This is a genomic window from Lysobacter sp. GQ73 (assembly GCF_059758755.1).
This window is the reverse complement of sequence record NZ_JCAXEE010000005.1, coordinates 237,648-252,967: the sequence shown is the minus strand read 5'-3', so window position 1 is coordinate 252,967 and position 15,320 is coordinate 237,648. Positions and strand designations below refer to the sequence as shown.

The following is a 15,320-nucleotide window of genomic DNA, read 5'->3' as shown; positions in this document are numbered from 1 at the left end:
CCGCGCCGACCGACTGCGCGGCGACGAGGCCGCCGCCGCGCCGGTCGGTCTCAGTCTTCGTCGTGCCCGTGCGCTTCGTGCGGGCCGTGGCCCTTCGGGCAATGGCAGACCGAGGTCGGGCCGAACTCGATGCCGAAGGTCTGGCCGTCGCGGTGGCGCTGCCAGTAGAAGTTCGGTGCCTTCTCGCCCCGGTTGCCGAGCTCGGCCATGTCGGCGTCGACGTCGAACAGCCGCCCGTCGACCATCACGTAGCGGGTGTCGATGGTCGAGCGAATGTTCTCCAGCGGATTGCTGTTGAGCACCACCAGGTCGGCCTTCTTGCCGGCTTCGAGCGAGCCGAGCTGCCCGGACAGGCCGAGATAGTCGGCGCCGTCGATGGTGGCCGCGCGCAGCGCCTCGAAGTTGCTGAAACCGCCCTGCGGCAGCATCCAGATTTCCCAGTTCGCCGACAGGCCCTGCAACTGGCCGTGGCCGCCGACCTGGATCTTGACCCCGGCGTCGCGCAGCTTCTTCACCGACTTGGCGACCTGCACATGCCAGTAATCCCAGTCCGGCGCGGTCTCGCGGCGGATCGAGCGCGCATCGAGGGTCTCGCGCGGGAAGAAGCGGTTGAGCTTCTTGTCTTCCCAGACGTTGTCGCGCGCATACCACCAGTACTCGCCGGACAGGCCGCCGTAGCTCACCACCAGGGTCGGCGTGTTGCGCACGTTGGTCTGCCGCCACAGTTCGACCACGTCCTTGTACAACGGCGCGACCGGGATGTTGTGCTCGATGCCGGTGGCGCCGTCGAGGATCATCGGCATGTTGTGGTTGAAGGTCGAACCGCCTTCCTCGACCACCAGCATGCCGAGCTCGCGCGCGGCCTGGTTGATCTGCTGGTGCTGTTCGCGGCGCGGCTGGTTGTAGCTCTTGACCGAGAACGCGCCGTTGGCCTTCATCCGGCGCAGGTGGCTGCGGGCGTCGTCGATCGAGTTGATCACCGCCTTGAAGTCGCCGTCGGCGCCGTACAGGATCGTGCCGGTGGAGAACACGCGCGGCCCGACCATCTTGCCGGCCTTCAGCAACTCGGCTTCGGAGAACACGAACTCGGTGGTCGCCGAGGGGTCGTGCATGGTGGTGATGCCGAAGGCGAGGTTGGTGTAGTAGGCCCAGTTCTGCTGCGGGACGACCCCTTGGCCGAAATGCGCGGCGTGCGCGTGCACGTCGATATAGCCCGGCAGGATGGTCTTGCCGCGGGCGTCGATGACGCGCGCGCCGGCCGGCACCGCGACTGCGCCGCTGGCGCCGACCGCTTCGATCTTGTCGCCGCGCACCACCACGGTGCCGTCCTCGATCACTTCCTGCGTAGTCTCGGCATCGCGCATGGTCACCACGCGCGCATGGGTGAAGGCGACGGTGTCGCGCGCCGCGTACACCGGCAGGTCGAGGCCGACGCGCACGCCGGTTTCGTCGGCCGAGGGTTTCGCCGGCGTCGCCGGCGCGCCCGGCAGGAAGGCGAAGGCCTGGTTGAGCGGGCGCGAGTAATAGCGGTCGCCGACCATCCAGTGCAGCGACTTCGAATCGGCCGCCCAGTGCAGGTAGCTGCCGACGTCGGCGCTGACCGGCGTCACCGGCATCGCCTTGCTGTCCTTGCTCAGTTCGACCGAGCTGCCGGTGGTCATCAGCGGCGCGACATAGGCGTTGAACAACTCGGTGAAGGCGACCCACTTGCCGTCCGGGCTGATGCTGACCGAGTCGACGTACTTGAGGTTGTAGACCTCGCGCGGCTCCTCGCCGTGCAGGCCGACCGACATCAGCTTCTTCTTCAGGCCGCCGCCGGTGAGGTAGTACACGCGGCTGCCGTCGGCGCTGAACTGCGGCGCCTCGCCGCTGTCGGCGACGCGGGTCGGCTTGCCGCCGTCGGCCGACATCACGTAGATGCCGCGGTCGGCCGACCACAGGCTGCCGGTGAGGCCGCCGCCGCCGGCCTTGGCGTAGACGATGCGCTTGCCGTCGGGCGAGAAGCGCGGGCCGTAGTAGAAGCCCTTGTCCTGGGTCAGGCGCTTGCCGCCGCCACCGCCGGCGCTGGCGACGTAGATCGCGCTGAGCGCCTCGTCGGACCAAGTCGTGTACAGCAGCTTGCCGCCGTCGGCGCTGAAGCTGGGCTGGTATTCGTAGAGATTGTCGTTGCCGGTGAGGCGTTCGGGCTTGCCGTCGGGCAGGCGCTTGCGCCACAGCTGGCCGACCGCGTGGAAGACCAGGGTCTTGCCGTCGGCGCTGGTGGCGACGTCGCGGATCATCTTCGGCGCGAAGCGGCCTTCGTCGAGCTTGTGCTCGAAGCGCAGCGCCTCGGTCACGGTCTGTTCGATCGAGGCCTGGAACGCGATCGGCTCGGGCTTGCCGCTGGCCATGGCGACGCGCCACAGCTTGCCCTGCGCCCAGATCACCACCGACTTGGAGTCCGGCGTCCAGGAGAAATTCGCGTACGGCCCGAAGATCGCCCAGGCCTCCTGCATGTCGTGCGACAGCCCGTCCCAGACCGGCCGGCTTGCGCCGCTGGCCAGGTCGAGCACGTGCAGCACCGACTTGTCGCGGATGCGCTTGACGAAGGCCAGCGACTTGCCGTCCGGCGAGGGCTGCGGCCGCACCGCGCCGCCGGGCGTGCCGATCACCGTCTCGCTCTTGCCGGTTTCGCGGTCGAAGCGCTTGATCGCATAAACCGTGTCGTGGACGTTCTTGTTGTACTGGAAGGCCGGGCCGGCGCTGACGTCCTCGGAGTAATAGACGTAGCGGCCGTCCGGCGAGACCGCCGGTTCGCCGAGGTCTTGCTGATCGTTCTTTTGCTTGGTCAGCTGCAGGCCACCGCCGCCGCCCGCGGCATGGTAGATCCACAACTCGCCGGCGCCGAGCGAACGCTCGCCGGTGAAATGCTTGCGTCCGATCAGGAACTGGCCGTCCGGCGTCCACGCCGGGTTGTTGAGCAGGCGGAAATCTTCCTTGGTCACCGCGACCGGATTGCTGCCGTCGGCCTTGACCCGCCACAGGTTGTTGCCGCCGCCGCGGTCGGAGGTGAAGGCGAGCTCGTGGCCGTCGGGCGACCAACGCGGTTGCACGTCCCAGGCCGGGCCGCTGGTGATGCGCCTGGCCTGGCCGCCGCCGATCGGCAGGCGGTACAGATCGCCGAGCAGCGAGAACACGATCTCGCGGCCGTCGGGCGAGACGTCCAGGTCCATCCAGGTGCCTTCGTCGGTCTCGAAGCGCACCGTCTTGGTCGGGCCGTGCGGCGCCGAGACGTCCCACTTCTTCTCGTCCTTGTCGCCGGGCTTGCTGGCGCCCTTGGCGGTCTGCGCCGACGCGCGCGCCGGATCGGTGCCGGCCGGCTTCAGTGCGTCCTGTTCCAACTGGGCGGCGGGCGCATCGCCTTGTTTCTCGCCTTGTTTCTTGTCCTGCGGTGCGGGTTGCGGCGGGTTCTGCGCGTACGCGGGCAGGGCGAGCGCGCTGGCGAGCGCAAGGGCGAGCAGGCGGTGACTGGGCATCGAGCGGTTACCTGGGACTGACGATGGACCGAGCCTAACCCGCACCGCCGCCCGGGGCCTGGGCTAGAAGTCGTGTTCGGTGGGGTATGGCGAGGTGTCGATCGCTGTCGCCGAGTCGAGCAAAACCGATCCCCAACCTTCTCTGCAAAGAAGGGAACGCTTGCGTTGCCAGGGCGAGCTGCTTCGCAGTCGCAGCGCCCCCGACGCGAGAGCGAGAGTCCGCGAGTGCCAGAGCCCCGAAGCCGAGGTGGTCTTTCCCAAGGCGGCGAATCCACTCCCCTGTTCGGCCAAGAGGGGTTGGCGAGACTGCCTTGTCGACGCCGCATCCGCGTCGACGCTGCAGCCGCTGGACGCGCCCGCTCAGCCCTTGAAGTCGGCCTGCTCGGCGGCGAAACCGACCACCACCGCGCCCTTGCCGACGTTGACCATGCCGGTCAGGCTCATGACGCTTTCGAACAGCTCGACGTTACTGTTGCGACAAGCCTCGCGCAGGCGCTCGAAGCCGGGCAGGGCGCGCAACTCGGCGAGCTCGCCGCCGTAGCTGACGCATACGGTCGGGGTCAGCAACCCGCTCTCGGCCTTGTGCGCGGTGAACTCGAACAATTTCTGGGCGGCATTCTCGTAGCCCTTGATCTTGGCGACCGGGCCGGTCTCGCCGCGGTTGCAGTGCAGTACCGGCTTGATGTCGAGCGCGGTGCCGAGGGTCGCGCTGAGAAAACTGACGCTGCGGTCGCCGCGCACGCGGGTGCGCGCGCGCAGGTAGTTGAGGTCGCGTGGGATCAGATAGCCGTGGGTGTGCAGGGCCAGGTGCTCCAGGCGCGCGCGGATCTTCGGCGCGCCTTCTCCGGCGGCGCGTAGCCGCACCGCTTCGACTGCGGTGATGCCCTGGGCGGCGAACAGGTTGAGGGTGTCGATCACCCGCAGCGCGAACGGCGTGTTGATACCGGCCGCCGAGCGCACCGGCTTGTAGTCGTTGAGGATCGCGAAGCTGGCCTGGTTGGCGTTCTCGTACACCGGGCTGCGGGTCTTGGTGATCGTCATGCAGAACACGTAGTCGTAGTCGATCACGAGCTGGCTGACGAACAGGTCGCGCACCTGCTGCACGGTGAACGGCGTGGTCTCGGCCTCGAAACCGCGCTCGGCCAAGTGCGTATGCAGGAACTGCAGGGTGGCCTGTTCGTTGCGATGGTCGGCCAGTACCGCCTGGCCGATGCGCACGGTGATCGGCAACAGATGGATGTCGTGCCGTTCCAGGTAGTCCAGCGGCAGATCGCAAGCGGAGTCGACGACGATTCCAATGCGCATGTTCCCCCCCCGGGTAGGGCGCGTGGTGATCGGATAGGACCGCAGCATACCTTTTTGAGACATGAGTCACGCGTGAGCGCGCTCCGGGGCTTGCGTCGTTCAGGCGCGGCGACGTATCCCCACCGGCAGTTGCTTCAAACGCTGCATTTCCGGCTCGTCCAGCAGTCCGGGATGCTGCAGTGCGTCAAGAGCGAAGTCGTGGGCGTCGTTGCCCCAGAACAACTCATCTCCAATGCTCAACGTAGGAACACCGAACACCCCGGCCACCAGCGCGGCCTCGGTGTTCTCGCGCAGCGCCGCCTTGATCGCGTCGGTGCCGAGCGCCTGCGCCTCGACTCCGAGCGCGTCGATCACCGGCGCCAGCGCCTCGACGCTGTCGCCGGCTTCGCCGCGCCGCCAGATCCAGTCGAAGATCGCATCGACCGCTTCCGGCGTGGCGCCGGCGACCAGGCACAGCCGCAGCGCGGCCAGCGGGTTGAACGGATGCGCCGGCGGGAAGCGCAGGCTCACGCCTTCGCGCCGCGCCTGCCACAGCACGTGGCGGTAGGTGAATTCGCGTTTGCCGACGATCTCGGCCGGGCCCTTCTGGCCGCGCGCCTCGAGCACTGCGCCGAACGCCACCGGCACCAGCTCGACCCGGCGCTCCCCGAGCATCGGCTTGAGCTTCTGCCATTGCAGGTAGGAGAACGGCGAGATGAAATCGAAGTACCAGCGCAGCGTGGGCATGGTCGGGTCTCTTATTTCCAGGCGCCGAGGATCAGCCCGTACAGGGCGAACTGGAGGATGTGGTAGCCGCTGTCGATCATCCACAGCATCAGGCTGCGCTGGGCGAAGGCGTAGTTGATGCCGAAGCTCATCGAGACGAAGAACAGCCCGACCACGAAGCCCACCCCGAAACCGTCGGCGGCATTGGCGTTGGGCGGCAGGAACACGGCGAACATCAGCGCGGCCAGGAAGCTGCAGGCGATGGCGGTGGCGAACACGCGGCCGGGATGGCCGGGCTTGGCGTCGGGGTCGACGCCGGCCTCGCGGCACCAGCGCGTCTTGAACAAGGGCCCGTACCACAGCCCGCCGAGCAGGAAAGACGAGGCGGTCGCCGCGAGGATCGCCAGCCAATTGAGTTCGAGGGTGGGCAGAGTCATCGCGCGGTCTCCTGTCGTCGGCAAGCGACAGGATACGCCTGGGGCCGCCGCTGGGGCGCCGGGAGCGGCGCGAGCCGCGGCCGCGTGGTCTCGCCGCGTCGTCGACCCGGTCGACTACGAACCTTGCAGACGCGACCTTGCACCCGCACCCGCACCCGCCCCCGCGTCGCCGTTGCCGTTGCGCAGTCGCGGCTCGCGCCGCTCCTGCCCCGATCGCGAGCCCTCAGCGCGCCGTCGCCGGATACGCGCGCGGCAGGCCGGTGTCGCTGCGCAGGTAACGGTCGCGCAACTCGGTCTGGCGGCTGCGCATCTCGATCGCGCGGCCGTCCATCCACACCTGCAGGGCGACGTGAGCGACATCGAGCGGGTCGCCGCTCCACAGCACCAGGTCGGCGCGCTGGCCCGGGGCGATGGCGCCGACCTGGCCGGCGACGCCGAAGGCTTCGGCCGGCACCCGGGTCAGGCCGGCCAGGCCGTCGGCCCAGGGCAGCCCCGCGGCGACCGCGTTGCCGGCGAGCTGGCGCACCTTGCGCGCATTGTGCGAGGCGCCGCTTTCGCTGAAGCCGACCGCGACCCCGGCCGCGCGCAGGCGCGCGGCGTTTTCCATGCTGGCGCCGACCTGGTCGAAATCGCTCGGCAGGTTGGACAGCGGATTGACGAACACCGGCACCTTGGCCGCGGCGAGCTGCGGCGCGAGCCGCCAGGCTTCGCCGCCGCCGGCGATGGCGATGCGCAGCCGGTGCCGCGCCGACCAGCGCAGCAACTGGCGGATGTCGGCGGCGCGGTCGACGCCGAACACGATGCGGCCGCCGCCGTCGAGGTACTTGAGCAGGGTCGAACGCCCCGCCGGCGTCAGCAGCGCGGCATGGTGGCCCGGGGCGATGCGGCCGCGCGCCTCGTCGATGAGCTGGTCGAGGATCATCCACTGCGCCGCGCGCGAACTGCCGCTCAGGCCCAGGCCGTCCTTGCCCAGGCGTACGAACAGCACGCGCGGGCCGATCGGGTCGGGGCCGCCGTCGAGGCGTTCGACGCCGCCCTGGCCGGCGACGATCGAGCCGCCGGGGGCGGTGCCGACGCCGAGCAGGGTCCAGCCGATGCCTTCGATGCGCGCGACCGGGATCAACACCGAGTCGGGGTTATAGGCCAGGGTCACGTCGAACTCCGGCCGCACCGTCATTTCCTTGGTGTCGGCGCCGAGCGCGACGGTCTGGTCGACCGTGGATTTTTCGCCGGAGACTTCCTCCAGGCCGAGCTCGGTGATGCCGCCGAACAGGGTCGGGGTCAGCGGCCGGCCTGCGGCCTCGACCACCTGGGCGCCGGCCGGCGCGGACAAGCCCTTGCCGATTGCGCGCACCACACCGTTGCCGACCAGCACGTCGGTCTGTTCGAGCGAGCCCTGCGCGGTCGCGGTATGCACGGTGGCGTTGCGGATCAGCACGTTCTGCGCCGCCGCGCCGAAACTCGCACAGGCGCAGGCCAGGGCCAGCAACAGGGCGCTGCGGCGCAGCCCGCGGCCGGCCGCGCTCGCTGCGACGGCGCCGGACATGGATTCGATCCCGGGCCGGTTCATCGCACGCCTCCGGTCTGGGTCGCCGGTTGCCCGAGCAGGAAGTCCGACCTGGGCTGCCGCGACGGGTCGGCGCGGTCGTAGACGCGCGCGCCGTCGACGTAGACCTGCTCGGCCTTGGCGTAGACGCTGAAGGGGTTGCCGTTCCACACCACCACGTCGCCCATCTTGCCGGGCTCGAGGGTGCCGGTGCGTTCGCCGATGCCGAGCGCCTTGGCCGGATTCTGGGTCAACCAGCGGATCGCCCGCTCCGGCGCGATCTCGATGCCGGCCAGTCGTGCGTGCGCGATCACCTTGGCCGCTTCCTGGTTGAGGCGCTGGATGCCTTCCTCCGAATCCGAATGCACGATCGCGCAGCTGTTGGCCGGGCGGTCGACGATGGCGATGTTTTCCTGGATGCCGTCGAAGGCTTCCATCTTGAAGCCCCACCAGTCGGCCCACAGCGCGCCGCAGACGCCTTCGGCGGCCAGGCGGTCGGCGATCTTGTAGGCCTCCACGCCGTGGTGGAAGGCGCTGACCTTGAAGCCGAACTCCTTGGCCAGGTCGAGCATGGTGGTCATCTCGTCGGCGCGATAGCAGTGGATGTGAACCAGGATGTCGCCCTTGATCGCGCCGGCCAGGGTGTCGAGCTTGAGGTCGCGCTTGCCGCCGGTGTCCTTCTCGCTGTCGGCGCCGTTGCCGTTGCCGGGCTTGGCGCTGCTCTGCCACCAGCGCTTCTTCGCCGGCGCGGCGGCCTTCGGACTGGTCTTGCGCAGGTATTCGCTGGCGTCGATGAAGGCGGCGCGGTAGCCGGCGACGTTGCCCATGCGCGTGCCCGGCGGGGTGTTGCGGCTGCCGTAGACGCGCTTGGGGTTCTCGCCGCAGGCCATCTTCAGGCCCCACGGCGCGGCCGGGAACTTCATCGCCTGGTAGCTGGTGGCCGGGACGTTCTTCAGCGTCACTCCGCGCCCGCCGATCAGGTTGGCCGAGCCGGGCAGGATCTGCAGCGAGGTGACGCCGCCGGCGAGCGCGGCGGCGAAGCCGGGGTCCTGCGGCCATACCGAATGCTCGGCCCAGACGTTCGGCGTGACCGGGCCGGTCATCTCGTTGCCGTCGCTGTGCGCGCCGACCCCGGGGCTCGGATAGACGCCGAGATGCGAGTGGACATCGATGAGGCCCGGGGTGATCCACTTGCCGGTCGCGTCGACGCGGGTGGCGTCGCCGGGCGCGTCGAGGGCGCGGCCGACCGCGACGACTTTGCCGTCGCGCAGCAGCACGTCGGCGTCGTCGAGGCGCTGGCCGGCGCCGGTCAGCACGGTCGCGTGCTGCAACAGCACCGGGCCGGCGGCGAGCGCCTTGTAGGTGCTCGGGTAGGGGTCCTGGGTGTAGCGGGAGGCCGGCGCGGGTGTGGCGGCCTGCACGGCGCCGGCGAGCAGCGCCAGGCCGCAGCCGGCCAGTAACGGTCGAAACATGGATTCCCCCAGGACAGAGCGAGCGACGGACAACTTTGGAACCGTAACGGCCGCCTGAGCCCCTGCCAACCCTGACTATCGTCATGGGCGGTGCGACAATGGCCGGACAACAACAAGAACAGGCACCGACCATGAAAGAGAAAGAACAGATCGTCGAAAACTGGCTGCCGCGCTACACCGGCGTGCCCCTGGACCAGTTCGGCGAGCACATCCTGCTGACCAATTTCGGCGGCTACCTGCATACCTTCGCGCGCCTGACCGGCGCGCAAGTGGTCGGCCTGGACCGGCCGATGCCGAGCGCGACCTTCGACGGCATCACCATGATCAACTTCGGCATGGGCAGCCCGAACGCGGCGACCATGATGGACCTGCTGTCGGCGATCATGCCCAAGGCGGTGTTGTTCCTCGGCAAATGCGGCGGCCTCAAGCGCAAGAACCAGCTCGGCGACCTGGTGCTGCCGATCGCGGCGATCCGCGGCGAAGGCACCTCCAACGATTACCTGCTGCCGGAAGTGCCGGCCCTGCCGGCCTTCGCCCTGCAGCGCGCGGTCTCGACCACCATCCGCGACCTCGGCCACGACTACTGGACGGGTTCGGTCTACACCACCAACCGCCGCGTCTGGGAACACGACGACGCCTTCAAGGAACGCCTGCGCCAGATGCGCTGCATGGCCATCGACATGGAGACCGCGACCGTGTTCGCCGCCGGCTTCGCCAACCGCATCCCCTGCGGCGCGCTGCTGCTGGTGTCGGACCAGCCGATGATCCCCGAAGGCGTCAAGACCGAGGCCTCCGACGCCAAGGTCAGCGCGAGCTTCGTCGACACCCACATCAGCGTCGGCATCGAAGCGCTGAAACTGATCCGCCGCCACGGCAAGTCGGTGCGGCATCTGCGGTTCGACGAGTGATCGCTGCGGCGCCGCTTCGCGCCGCAACGATCGCAAGCCTTGATCTACAGGCGCCGACGCACAGAGCCCCTCTCCCGCACGCGGGAGAGGGGTTGGGATGAGGGCGACAGCAGCTCTGCGCACGAGCCGTGCCCGCCATCGCAAATCCGTCCTGCGGCCCTGAACCGTTTATCGATGAACGAGCGGATAACCCTGTTTTTATAGGGGTTCTGCGACGCCAAGCACACGACATCGCATGGCCTGAGACCCCCCGCGCCGACACTGTATTCCGAGGCCGGAGGACAGGTCATGGAACAGCTCATCTTCACCATCATCGGCGCCTTGCTTACCTGGGCGTTCTACTTCATCCAGCGTTTCGCCGAACGTCGCGGCACGGTCGACGCGATCGAGCGCGGCAAGCAGTTGCTCGCGCTCAAGCAGGAGCTCGACGGCGCGCACACCAGCGTCGAGGAACTGCGCCGTTTCGAAAGCCGGCTGGTCGGCAAGGCCGAAACCGCGGCGCGCATCGCCGACAGTTATTTCAGCAAGGCCGCCGCGGTCGCTCGCGACAACGAGGACGCGCGGGTCAGCGAGGCCGACATGAGCCAGCACGCGATCGCCGAACTCAGCCGCGAGGAGGTGCGGCTGCAAGGCCTGGTCGCGCACCTGCGCAAGCAACTCGGCGGCGAGGATCTGGCCGCGTTCGAACGGGCGCACGAGGCCTGGCTGACCTTTCGCGAATGCCACGCGCGTTTCGTCTCGCAGTCGTACTCGGCCGGCCCGATCCGGCCGCTGATCCACGCGGTGACGATGGAGAGCATCACCGTGGCCTGGATCAACGAGCTGGAAACGCAGCTCGGCGAGGATCAGGCGGCTTGAGGCGCATCGGGGCGGCATCCGATGGCCTGGGGTCGCTTGCGACCCCGTCGGATCGATTGCCCGGCGGGTCGTTGCATCGGGCCCATCGCGACACGGCGTCCGTTGCAGGCATGAATGGTTCGACGGTGTTGGCCCTGCGGCGACGCAGGCCGCCGATGCCGGGGAAACGCGACAGCTTCGCGTGCGGTTTGCTAGGGTTCGCCCCTGATCCTCAGCGAGAACGCGTATGTCCGTCACCGCGAAAGACGTCGTCGATTTCTGGCGCAATGCCGGCCCGGCCCGCTGGTTCGATCGCGACGACAGCTTCGACCATCAGTGCCGCGCCGGCTTTCTCGACGCTCACCACGCCGCGGCGCGGCGCGAACACGACGATTGGATCGAACGCGACGCCGAATCCGCGCTGGCCTTATTGATCCTGCTCGACCAGATCCCGCGCAACGTATTCCGCGGCAGCGCGCATTCCTACGCGACCGACCCGCTCGCCCGGCATTACGCCCGGCGCGCGCTGGAACTCGGGCACGACCTGAGCATCGAACCGGCGCTGCGCGCCTTCTTCTATCTGCCGTTCGAGCATTCCGAGCAGCTCGAAGACCAGCGCCGCTCGGTCGAACTGCACCGCGGCCTGCCGCCGAACCCGGACGGCAGCGATGCCGCGCAGTGGGCCGTCACCCATCTCGAAATCATCGAACGCTTCGGCCGCTTCCCGCACCGCAACGCCGCGCTGGGCCGCGACAGCACCGCCGAGGAACAGGCCTATCTCGATGGCGGCGGGTTCAAGGGCTGAGCCGCGGCGCGGGTTCCCTCGCATCGCAGCCCCCTGTAGGAGCGAGGTCAGTCGCGACCTCGCCACCACCCGAGCCTGCGCCACGACTCGTCGGCCCGCGGTCGCGGCTCGCGCCGCTCCTATAGGAAGCGACGCAATGGCTCTTGGGTAGGAGCGACGCAAGTCGCGACCGCGCCTCTACCGGAACCGGCGCAGCGACCCGCAAGCGCGCGGTCGCGGCTCACGCCGCTCCTACAGGAAGCGACGCAATCGCTCCTGGGTAGGAGCGACTCAAGTCGCAACAGTGCCATCAACCGAGCCTGCGCAGCGACCCGCCAGCGCGCGGTCGCGGCTCACGCCGCTCCTACAGGAAGCGACGCAATCGCTCTTGGGTAGGAGCGACTCAAGTCGCAACAGTGCCATCAACCGAGCCTGCGCAGCGATCCGCCAGCGCGCGGTCGCGGCTCGCGCCGCTCCTACGCTTGAAGCGGTTGCGACGCTTCAGTCCAGCAACCGTTGTTGCGGGGAATACGGGACGACGCGCAAGGTGCGATCCTGGATTTCGCCGACCATGCGGCCGTGAACGCGGGTCTGGCGCTTGATCTCGGTCCATTCCTCGTCGGCCATGAACTTGCTCCAGCGGTCCTTCATCGTCGTTTCGTCGGGCCATTCGAGCAGGTAGGCGAACTCGGTGCGTTGCGCAGTCTTGGTTTCCCACATGGCGACGATGCGGAAATCGTAGCGACGCATGATGCGCAGGGCGTGATCGCGGAAGCGGGCGTGGAAATGCGGTTTGGTGTCTTCGAAGATTTCGTAGATGCGCAGTTGCTGCACAGGGCCGACGGCCGTAGCAGTCGGAGTGTCGGCGGCATGGGCAAGCGAGGCGGCGCAGCACAGGGACAGAAGCAGGACGAGCGCACAGCGAAAGGCGGGCACGGCGGTAGCGTTCACAGGGAAGACTCCGGGTCGGAAAGCGCCGATCCGTGGCGATGGTGGTGCAGGCGGACGGCGGCTGGGTGGCCGCCGCCGAGCTTAGGCGATGGCCTCGCCCCGTCCATCGGCCAGAAGTCGTTATTGCGGGGATGCCGGGGCGACGTTCGCCGCGTCTCCGGCGCTTCGGGGTAGGAGCGACGCAAGTCGCGACCGCGCCCCCACCCGAACCGGCGCCGCGACCCGTCGGCCCGCGGTCGCGGCTCGCGCCGCTCCTACAGGAAAGCAGTGCCCCGGCTTGTGTAGGAGCGACGTAAGTCGCGACCGCCCACCCGAACCGGCGCCGCGATCCGCCAGCCCGCGGTCGCGGCTCACGCCGCTCCTACAGGAAAGCAGTGCCCCGGCTTGTGTAGGAGCGACGCAAGTCGCGACCGCGCCCACCCGAACCGGCGCCGCGACCCGTCAGCCCGCGATCGCGGCTCGCGCCGCTCCTACAGGAAAGCAACGCCCCGGCTTGTGTAGGAGCGACGCAAGTCGCGACCGCCCACCGAACCGGCGCCGCGACCCGTCGGCCCGGTCGCGGCTCGCGCCGCTCCTACAGGAATGCAGTGCCCCGGCTTGGGTAGGAGCGACGCAAGTCGCGACCGCGCGCCCACCCCAACCGGCGCCGCGACCCGTCGGCCCGCGGTCGCGGCTCGCGCCGCTCCTACAGGAAAGCAGCGCCCCGGCTTGGGTAGGAGCGACGCAAGTCGCGACCGCCCACCCGAACCGGCGCCGCGATCCGCCAGCCCGCGGTCGCGGCTCACGCCGCTCCTACAGGAAAGCAGTGCCCCGGCTTGTGTAGGAGCGACGTAAGTCGCGACCGCCCACCCGAACCGGCGCCGCGACCCGTCGGCCCGCGATCGCGGCTCACGCCGCACCTGCAGGAGCGGCGACGACGCCCGTCGGCCGCTTCCGGGCGCATCCGGACCCTGGAAACGAAAACGGCCGCGACGCAAGGCGCCGCGGCCGTTCTCACGGACTCGCCGTCAGATCAGTACTTGGGAATCGACCCGTCCAGGTCGGCCCAGGCATCGATGCCGCCTTCGATGTTGTAGACCTCGCGGAAACCGAGCTGGCGGAAGTGCTCGGCGGCCTGGGCGCTGCGGCCGCCGTGGTGGCACAGGAACGCCAGCGGGGTGTCTTTGGGCAGGCCTTCGAGCGCATCGGTGCCGCCGTCGAAGGTGTCGAAGGCGATGCCGACGCGGGCGATCGCGCGCTCGTCGGCGGGGCGCACGTCGACCACGCGCAGCGAGCCTTCGCCGGCGCGCGCGAGCGCCTGCTCGGGCGCGATCGGCTTCACCGCCGGCGGCGCGTTGGGGTTGGTGATGACCAGGCCGCGGCCGCGCTCGTCGTCGGCCCAGTCGATGCTCACGCCGTCGGCGCGACGGGCGTTGATCCAGTCGGTCTGCACGCGCACGCCTTCGGCTTCGACCGCGATGGCGTTGGCATCGACCGGCGCCAATTGCAGGCGCACGTTGTGGCGCGCGTCGACCTCGAGCTGCACCGCGTAGTTGTCGCCGGCGTTGGCGACGGCGTCGCGCAGCATCTGCGCGGCGGCCGGGGTGATGGTGAGCTTCGGCGGGCTACGGTCCGGGGTCGGCAGGCCTAGCAGTTCGTGCAGTTCGCCGCTGGCGGCCATCTGCTCGACGATGTCGCTGCCGCCGACCAGTTGCGCGTCGATGTAGAGCTGCGGGATCGTCGGCCACTCGCCGTATTGCTTGATGCCTTCGCGGATCTCGGCATCGGCGAGCACGTCGACGTGGGCATAGCCCTGCGGCAGCAATGCGTTGAGCGCGCCCGAGGCCTTGGCCGAGAAGCCGCACTGCGGCGCGTTGGGGGCGCCCTTCATGAACAGCACGACGCGGTTGGACTGGAGCAGGGTTTCGATGCGCGAACGCAGGGCAGGATCGAGGGACATGGAGGTCGGCCGGGCGGGAATAAAGGCAAGATGGGGGCGGGCAGTCTACGCCGCAAGGTAGGATGCGCCATCCGCCGGCGAGCCGGGCTGCCGCGGCCCCCTCCGACCGTTGGAACCGCCCGCCGCGCATGAACACCATCGTCGTCGCCCACCGTCCGCCGCGCCGTCCCGGCGCCTGGTTGTGGCTGTTTCTCGGCTCGCAGCTGCTGATGGTCGCCTTGTGGGCGCGCTACGGCTGGACGATCGGCCTGCCGGCCTTGTTGCTGAGCCACGGGGCGATGGTCTGGGGCACCCTGTGGCCGCGCTCGGGTCTGTTCAGCCCTGTGCTGTCGCGGCTGCCGACCGACCAGCGCGTGGTCTGGCTGACCATCGACGACGGCCCCTCCGACGACACCCTGGCCCTGCTCGACCTGCTCGATGCGCACCAGGCCAAGGCCACCTTCTTCGTGGTCGCGCAGCGCGCCGAGCAGCGCGCCGACCTGCTGCGCGAGATCGTCCGGCGCGGCCACGACCTCGGCAACCACAGCGACAGCCATCCTTCGGGGCGGTTCTGGATGCTCGGGCCGGCGGCGATGGCCGCCGAGATCGGCGGCGCCCAGGCGCGCTTGCAGGCGCTGGTGCCGGGGCTGCGCCTGCGCTGGTTCCGCGCGGTGGTCGGCATGGCCAATCCGTTCACCGCGCGACCGATCGCCGCGCTGGGCCTGATCCGGGTGGCCTGGAGCGCACGCGGCTTCGATGCGGTCGCGGCCGACCCGGCCACGGTGGTGGCGCGGATCGAAAAAGATCTCGCGCCGGGCGCGATCGTGCTGATGCACGAGGGCGCGCGCCACGGCCGCAATGTCGAGACCATGGCGGCGTTGTTGCGGCGGCTGCGCGAGTTGGACTACCGCTGCGTGGTGCCGTCGGTCGAATGAGCGCGGA

Annotated in this window: 12 protein-coding genes; 4 read left to right on the top strand and 8 right to left on the bottom strand. The window is 69.3% G+C overall.

The window, feature by feature from the left end; genetic code table 11:
* Positions 1-50: 50 nt before the first annotated feature.
* The 6 genes from AC6CH2_RS16305 to AC6CH2_RS16280 form a co-directional block, all read right to left on the bottom strand.
* Entirely contained in the window at positions 51-3,515 is a 3,465-nt protein-coding gene (locus AC6CH2_RS16305; RefSeq protein WP_498270121.1) for an amidohydrolase family protein, read from the bottom strand.
* 360 nt (positions 3,516-3,875) lie between these two features.
* A complete protein-coding gene (locus AC6CH2_RS16300) occupies positions 3,876-4,820 on the bottom strand; it encodes a DegV family protein (RefSeq protein WP_498270120.1) in 945 nt (314 codons plus the stop codon).
* A gap of 99 nt (positions 4,821-4,919) precedes the next feature.
* Complete coding sequence (locus tag AC6CH2_RS16295; protein ID WP_498270119.1) at positions 4,920-5,546, bottom strand: 2-hydroxychromene-2-carboxylate isomerase; 627 nt, start codon at positions 5,544-5,546, stop codon at positions 4,920-4,922.
* Between the two features lie 11 nt (positions 5,547-5,557).
* A complete protein-coding gene (locus AC6CH2_RS16290; protein WP_498270118.1) occupies positions 5,558-5,962 on the bottom strand; it encodes a DUF1761 domain-containing protein in 405 nt (134 codons plus the stop codon).
* A gap of 223 nt (positions 5,963-6,185) precedes the next feature.
* A complete protein-coding gene (locus AC6CH2_RS16285; protein WP_498270117.1) occupies positions 6,186-7,508 on the bottom strand; it encodes an amidohydrolase family protein in 1,323 nt (440 codons plus the stop codon).
* Between the two features lie 20 nt (positions 7,509-7,528).
* Positions 7,529-8,980, bottom strand: coding sequence for an amidohydrolase (locus tag AC6CH2_RS16280; protein WP_498270116.1), 1,452 nt, complete (start codon positions 8,978-8,980; stop codon positions 7,529-7,531).
* Between the two features lie 131 nt (positions 8,981-9,111).
* Here AC6CH2_RS16280 and AC6CH2_RS16275 point away from each other — a divergent pair, with 131 nt between their 5' ends.
* The 3 genes from AC6CH2_RS16275 (at position 9,112) to AC6CH2_RS16265 (ending at position 11,530) form a co-directional block, all read left to right on the top strand.
* Positions 9,112-9,888: an AMP nucleosidase gene (locus AC6CH2_RS16275; RefSeq protein WP_435395539.1), complete on the top strand. Its 777-nt coding sequence runs from the start codon at positions 9,112-9,114 to the stop codon at positions 9,886-9,888.
* Between the two features lie 288 nt (positions 9,889-10,176).
* The gene (locus AC6CH2_RS16270; RefSeq protein ID WP_435395538.1) at positions 10,177-10,746 is read left to right on the top strand and encodes a lysozyme inhibitor LprI family protein; all 570 of its coding nucleotides are present in this window, start codon (positions 10,177-10,179) and stop codon (positions 10,744-10,746) included.
* A 226-nt stretch (positions 10,747-10,972) separates the two neighbouring features.
* Positions 10,973-11,530 carry a DUF924 family protein gene (locus AC6CH2_RS16265; RefSeq protein ID WP_498270115.1) on the top strand — a complete coding sequence of 186 codons (558 nt, stop codon included), beginning with the start codon at positions 10,973-10,975 and terminating at the stop codon, positions 11,528-11,530.
* A 480-nt stretch (positions 11,531-12,010) separates the two neighbouring features.
* On the opposite strand, the gene AC6CH2_RS16260 is transcribed toward AC6CH2_RS16265, so the two are convergent.
* Both AC6CH2_RS16260 and grxD read right to left on the bottom strand, forming a co-directional pair.
* Entirely contained in the window at positions 12,011-12,460 is a 450-nt protein-coding gene (locus AC6CH2_RS16260) for an NIPSNAP family protein (RefSeq protein WP_435395536.1), read from the bottom strand.
* Positions 12,461-13,472: 1,012 nt separating this feature from the next.
* Entirely contained in the window at positions 13,473-14,399 is a 927-nt protein-coding gene (gene grxD / locus AC6CH2_RS16255) for a Grx4 family monothiol glutaredoxin (protein ID WP_498270114.1), read from the bottom strand.
* Positions 14,400-14,527: 128 nt separating this feature from the next.
* On the opposite strand from grxD, the gene AC6CH2_RS16250 reads away from it, so the two are divergent.
* Positions 14,528-15,313: a polysaccharide deacetylase family protein gene (locus AC6CH2_RS16250; protein ID WP_498270113.1), complete on the top strand. Its 786-nt coding sequence runs from the start codon at positions 14,528-14,530 to the stop codon at positions 15,311-15,313.
* Positions 15,314-15,320: the final 7 nt, after the last annotated feature.

Coding starts and splice junctions, on each gene's coding strand:
- AC6CH2_RS16305 (WP_498270121.1), bottom strand. CDS start 3,515: ATGCCCAGTCACCGCCTGCTCGCCCTTGCGCTCGCCAGCGCGCTCGCC.
- AC6CH2_RS16300 (WP_498270120.1), bottom strand. CDS start 4,820: ATGCGCATTGGAATCGTCGTCGACTCCGCTTGCGATCTGCCGCTGGAC.
- AC6CH2_RS16295 (WP_498270119.1), bottom strand. CDS start 5,546: ATGCCCACGCTGCGCTGGTACTTCGATTTCATCTCGCCGTTCTCCTAC.
- AC6CH2_RS16290 (WP_498270118.1), bottom strand. CDS start 5,962: ATGACTCTGCCCACCCTCGAACTCAATTGGCTGGCGATCCTCGCGGCG.
- AC6CH2_RS16285 (WP_498270117.1), bottom strand. CDS start 7,508: ATGTCCGGCGCCGTCGCAGCGAGCGCGGCCGGCCGCGGGCTGCGCCGC.
- AC6CH2_RS16280 (WP_498270116.1), bottom strand. CDS start 8,980: ATGTTTCGACCGTTACTGGCCGGCTGCGGCCTGGCGCTGCTCGCCGGC.
- AC6CH2_RS16275 (WP_435395539.1), top strand. CDS start 9,112: ATGAAAGAGAAAGAACAGATCGTCGAAAACTGGCTGCCGCGCTACACC.
- AC6CH2_RS16270 (WP_435395538.1), top strand. CDS start 10,177: ATGGAACAGCTCATCTTCACCATCATCGGCGCCTTGCTTACCTGGGCG.
- AC6CH2_RS16265 (WP_498270115.1), top strand. CDS start 10,973: ATGTCCGTCACCGCGAAAGACGTCGTCGATTTCTGGCGCAATGCCGGC.
- grxD (WP_498270114.1), bottom strand. CDS start 14,399: ATGTCCCTCGATCCTGCCCTGCGTTCGCGCATCGAAACCCTGCTCCAG.
- AC6CH2_RS16250 (WP_498270113.1), top strand. CDS start 14,528: ATGAACACCATCGTCGTCGCCCACCGTCCGCCGCGCCGTCCCGGCGCC.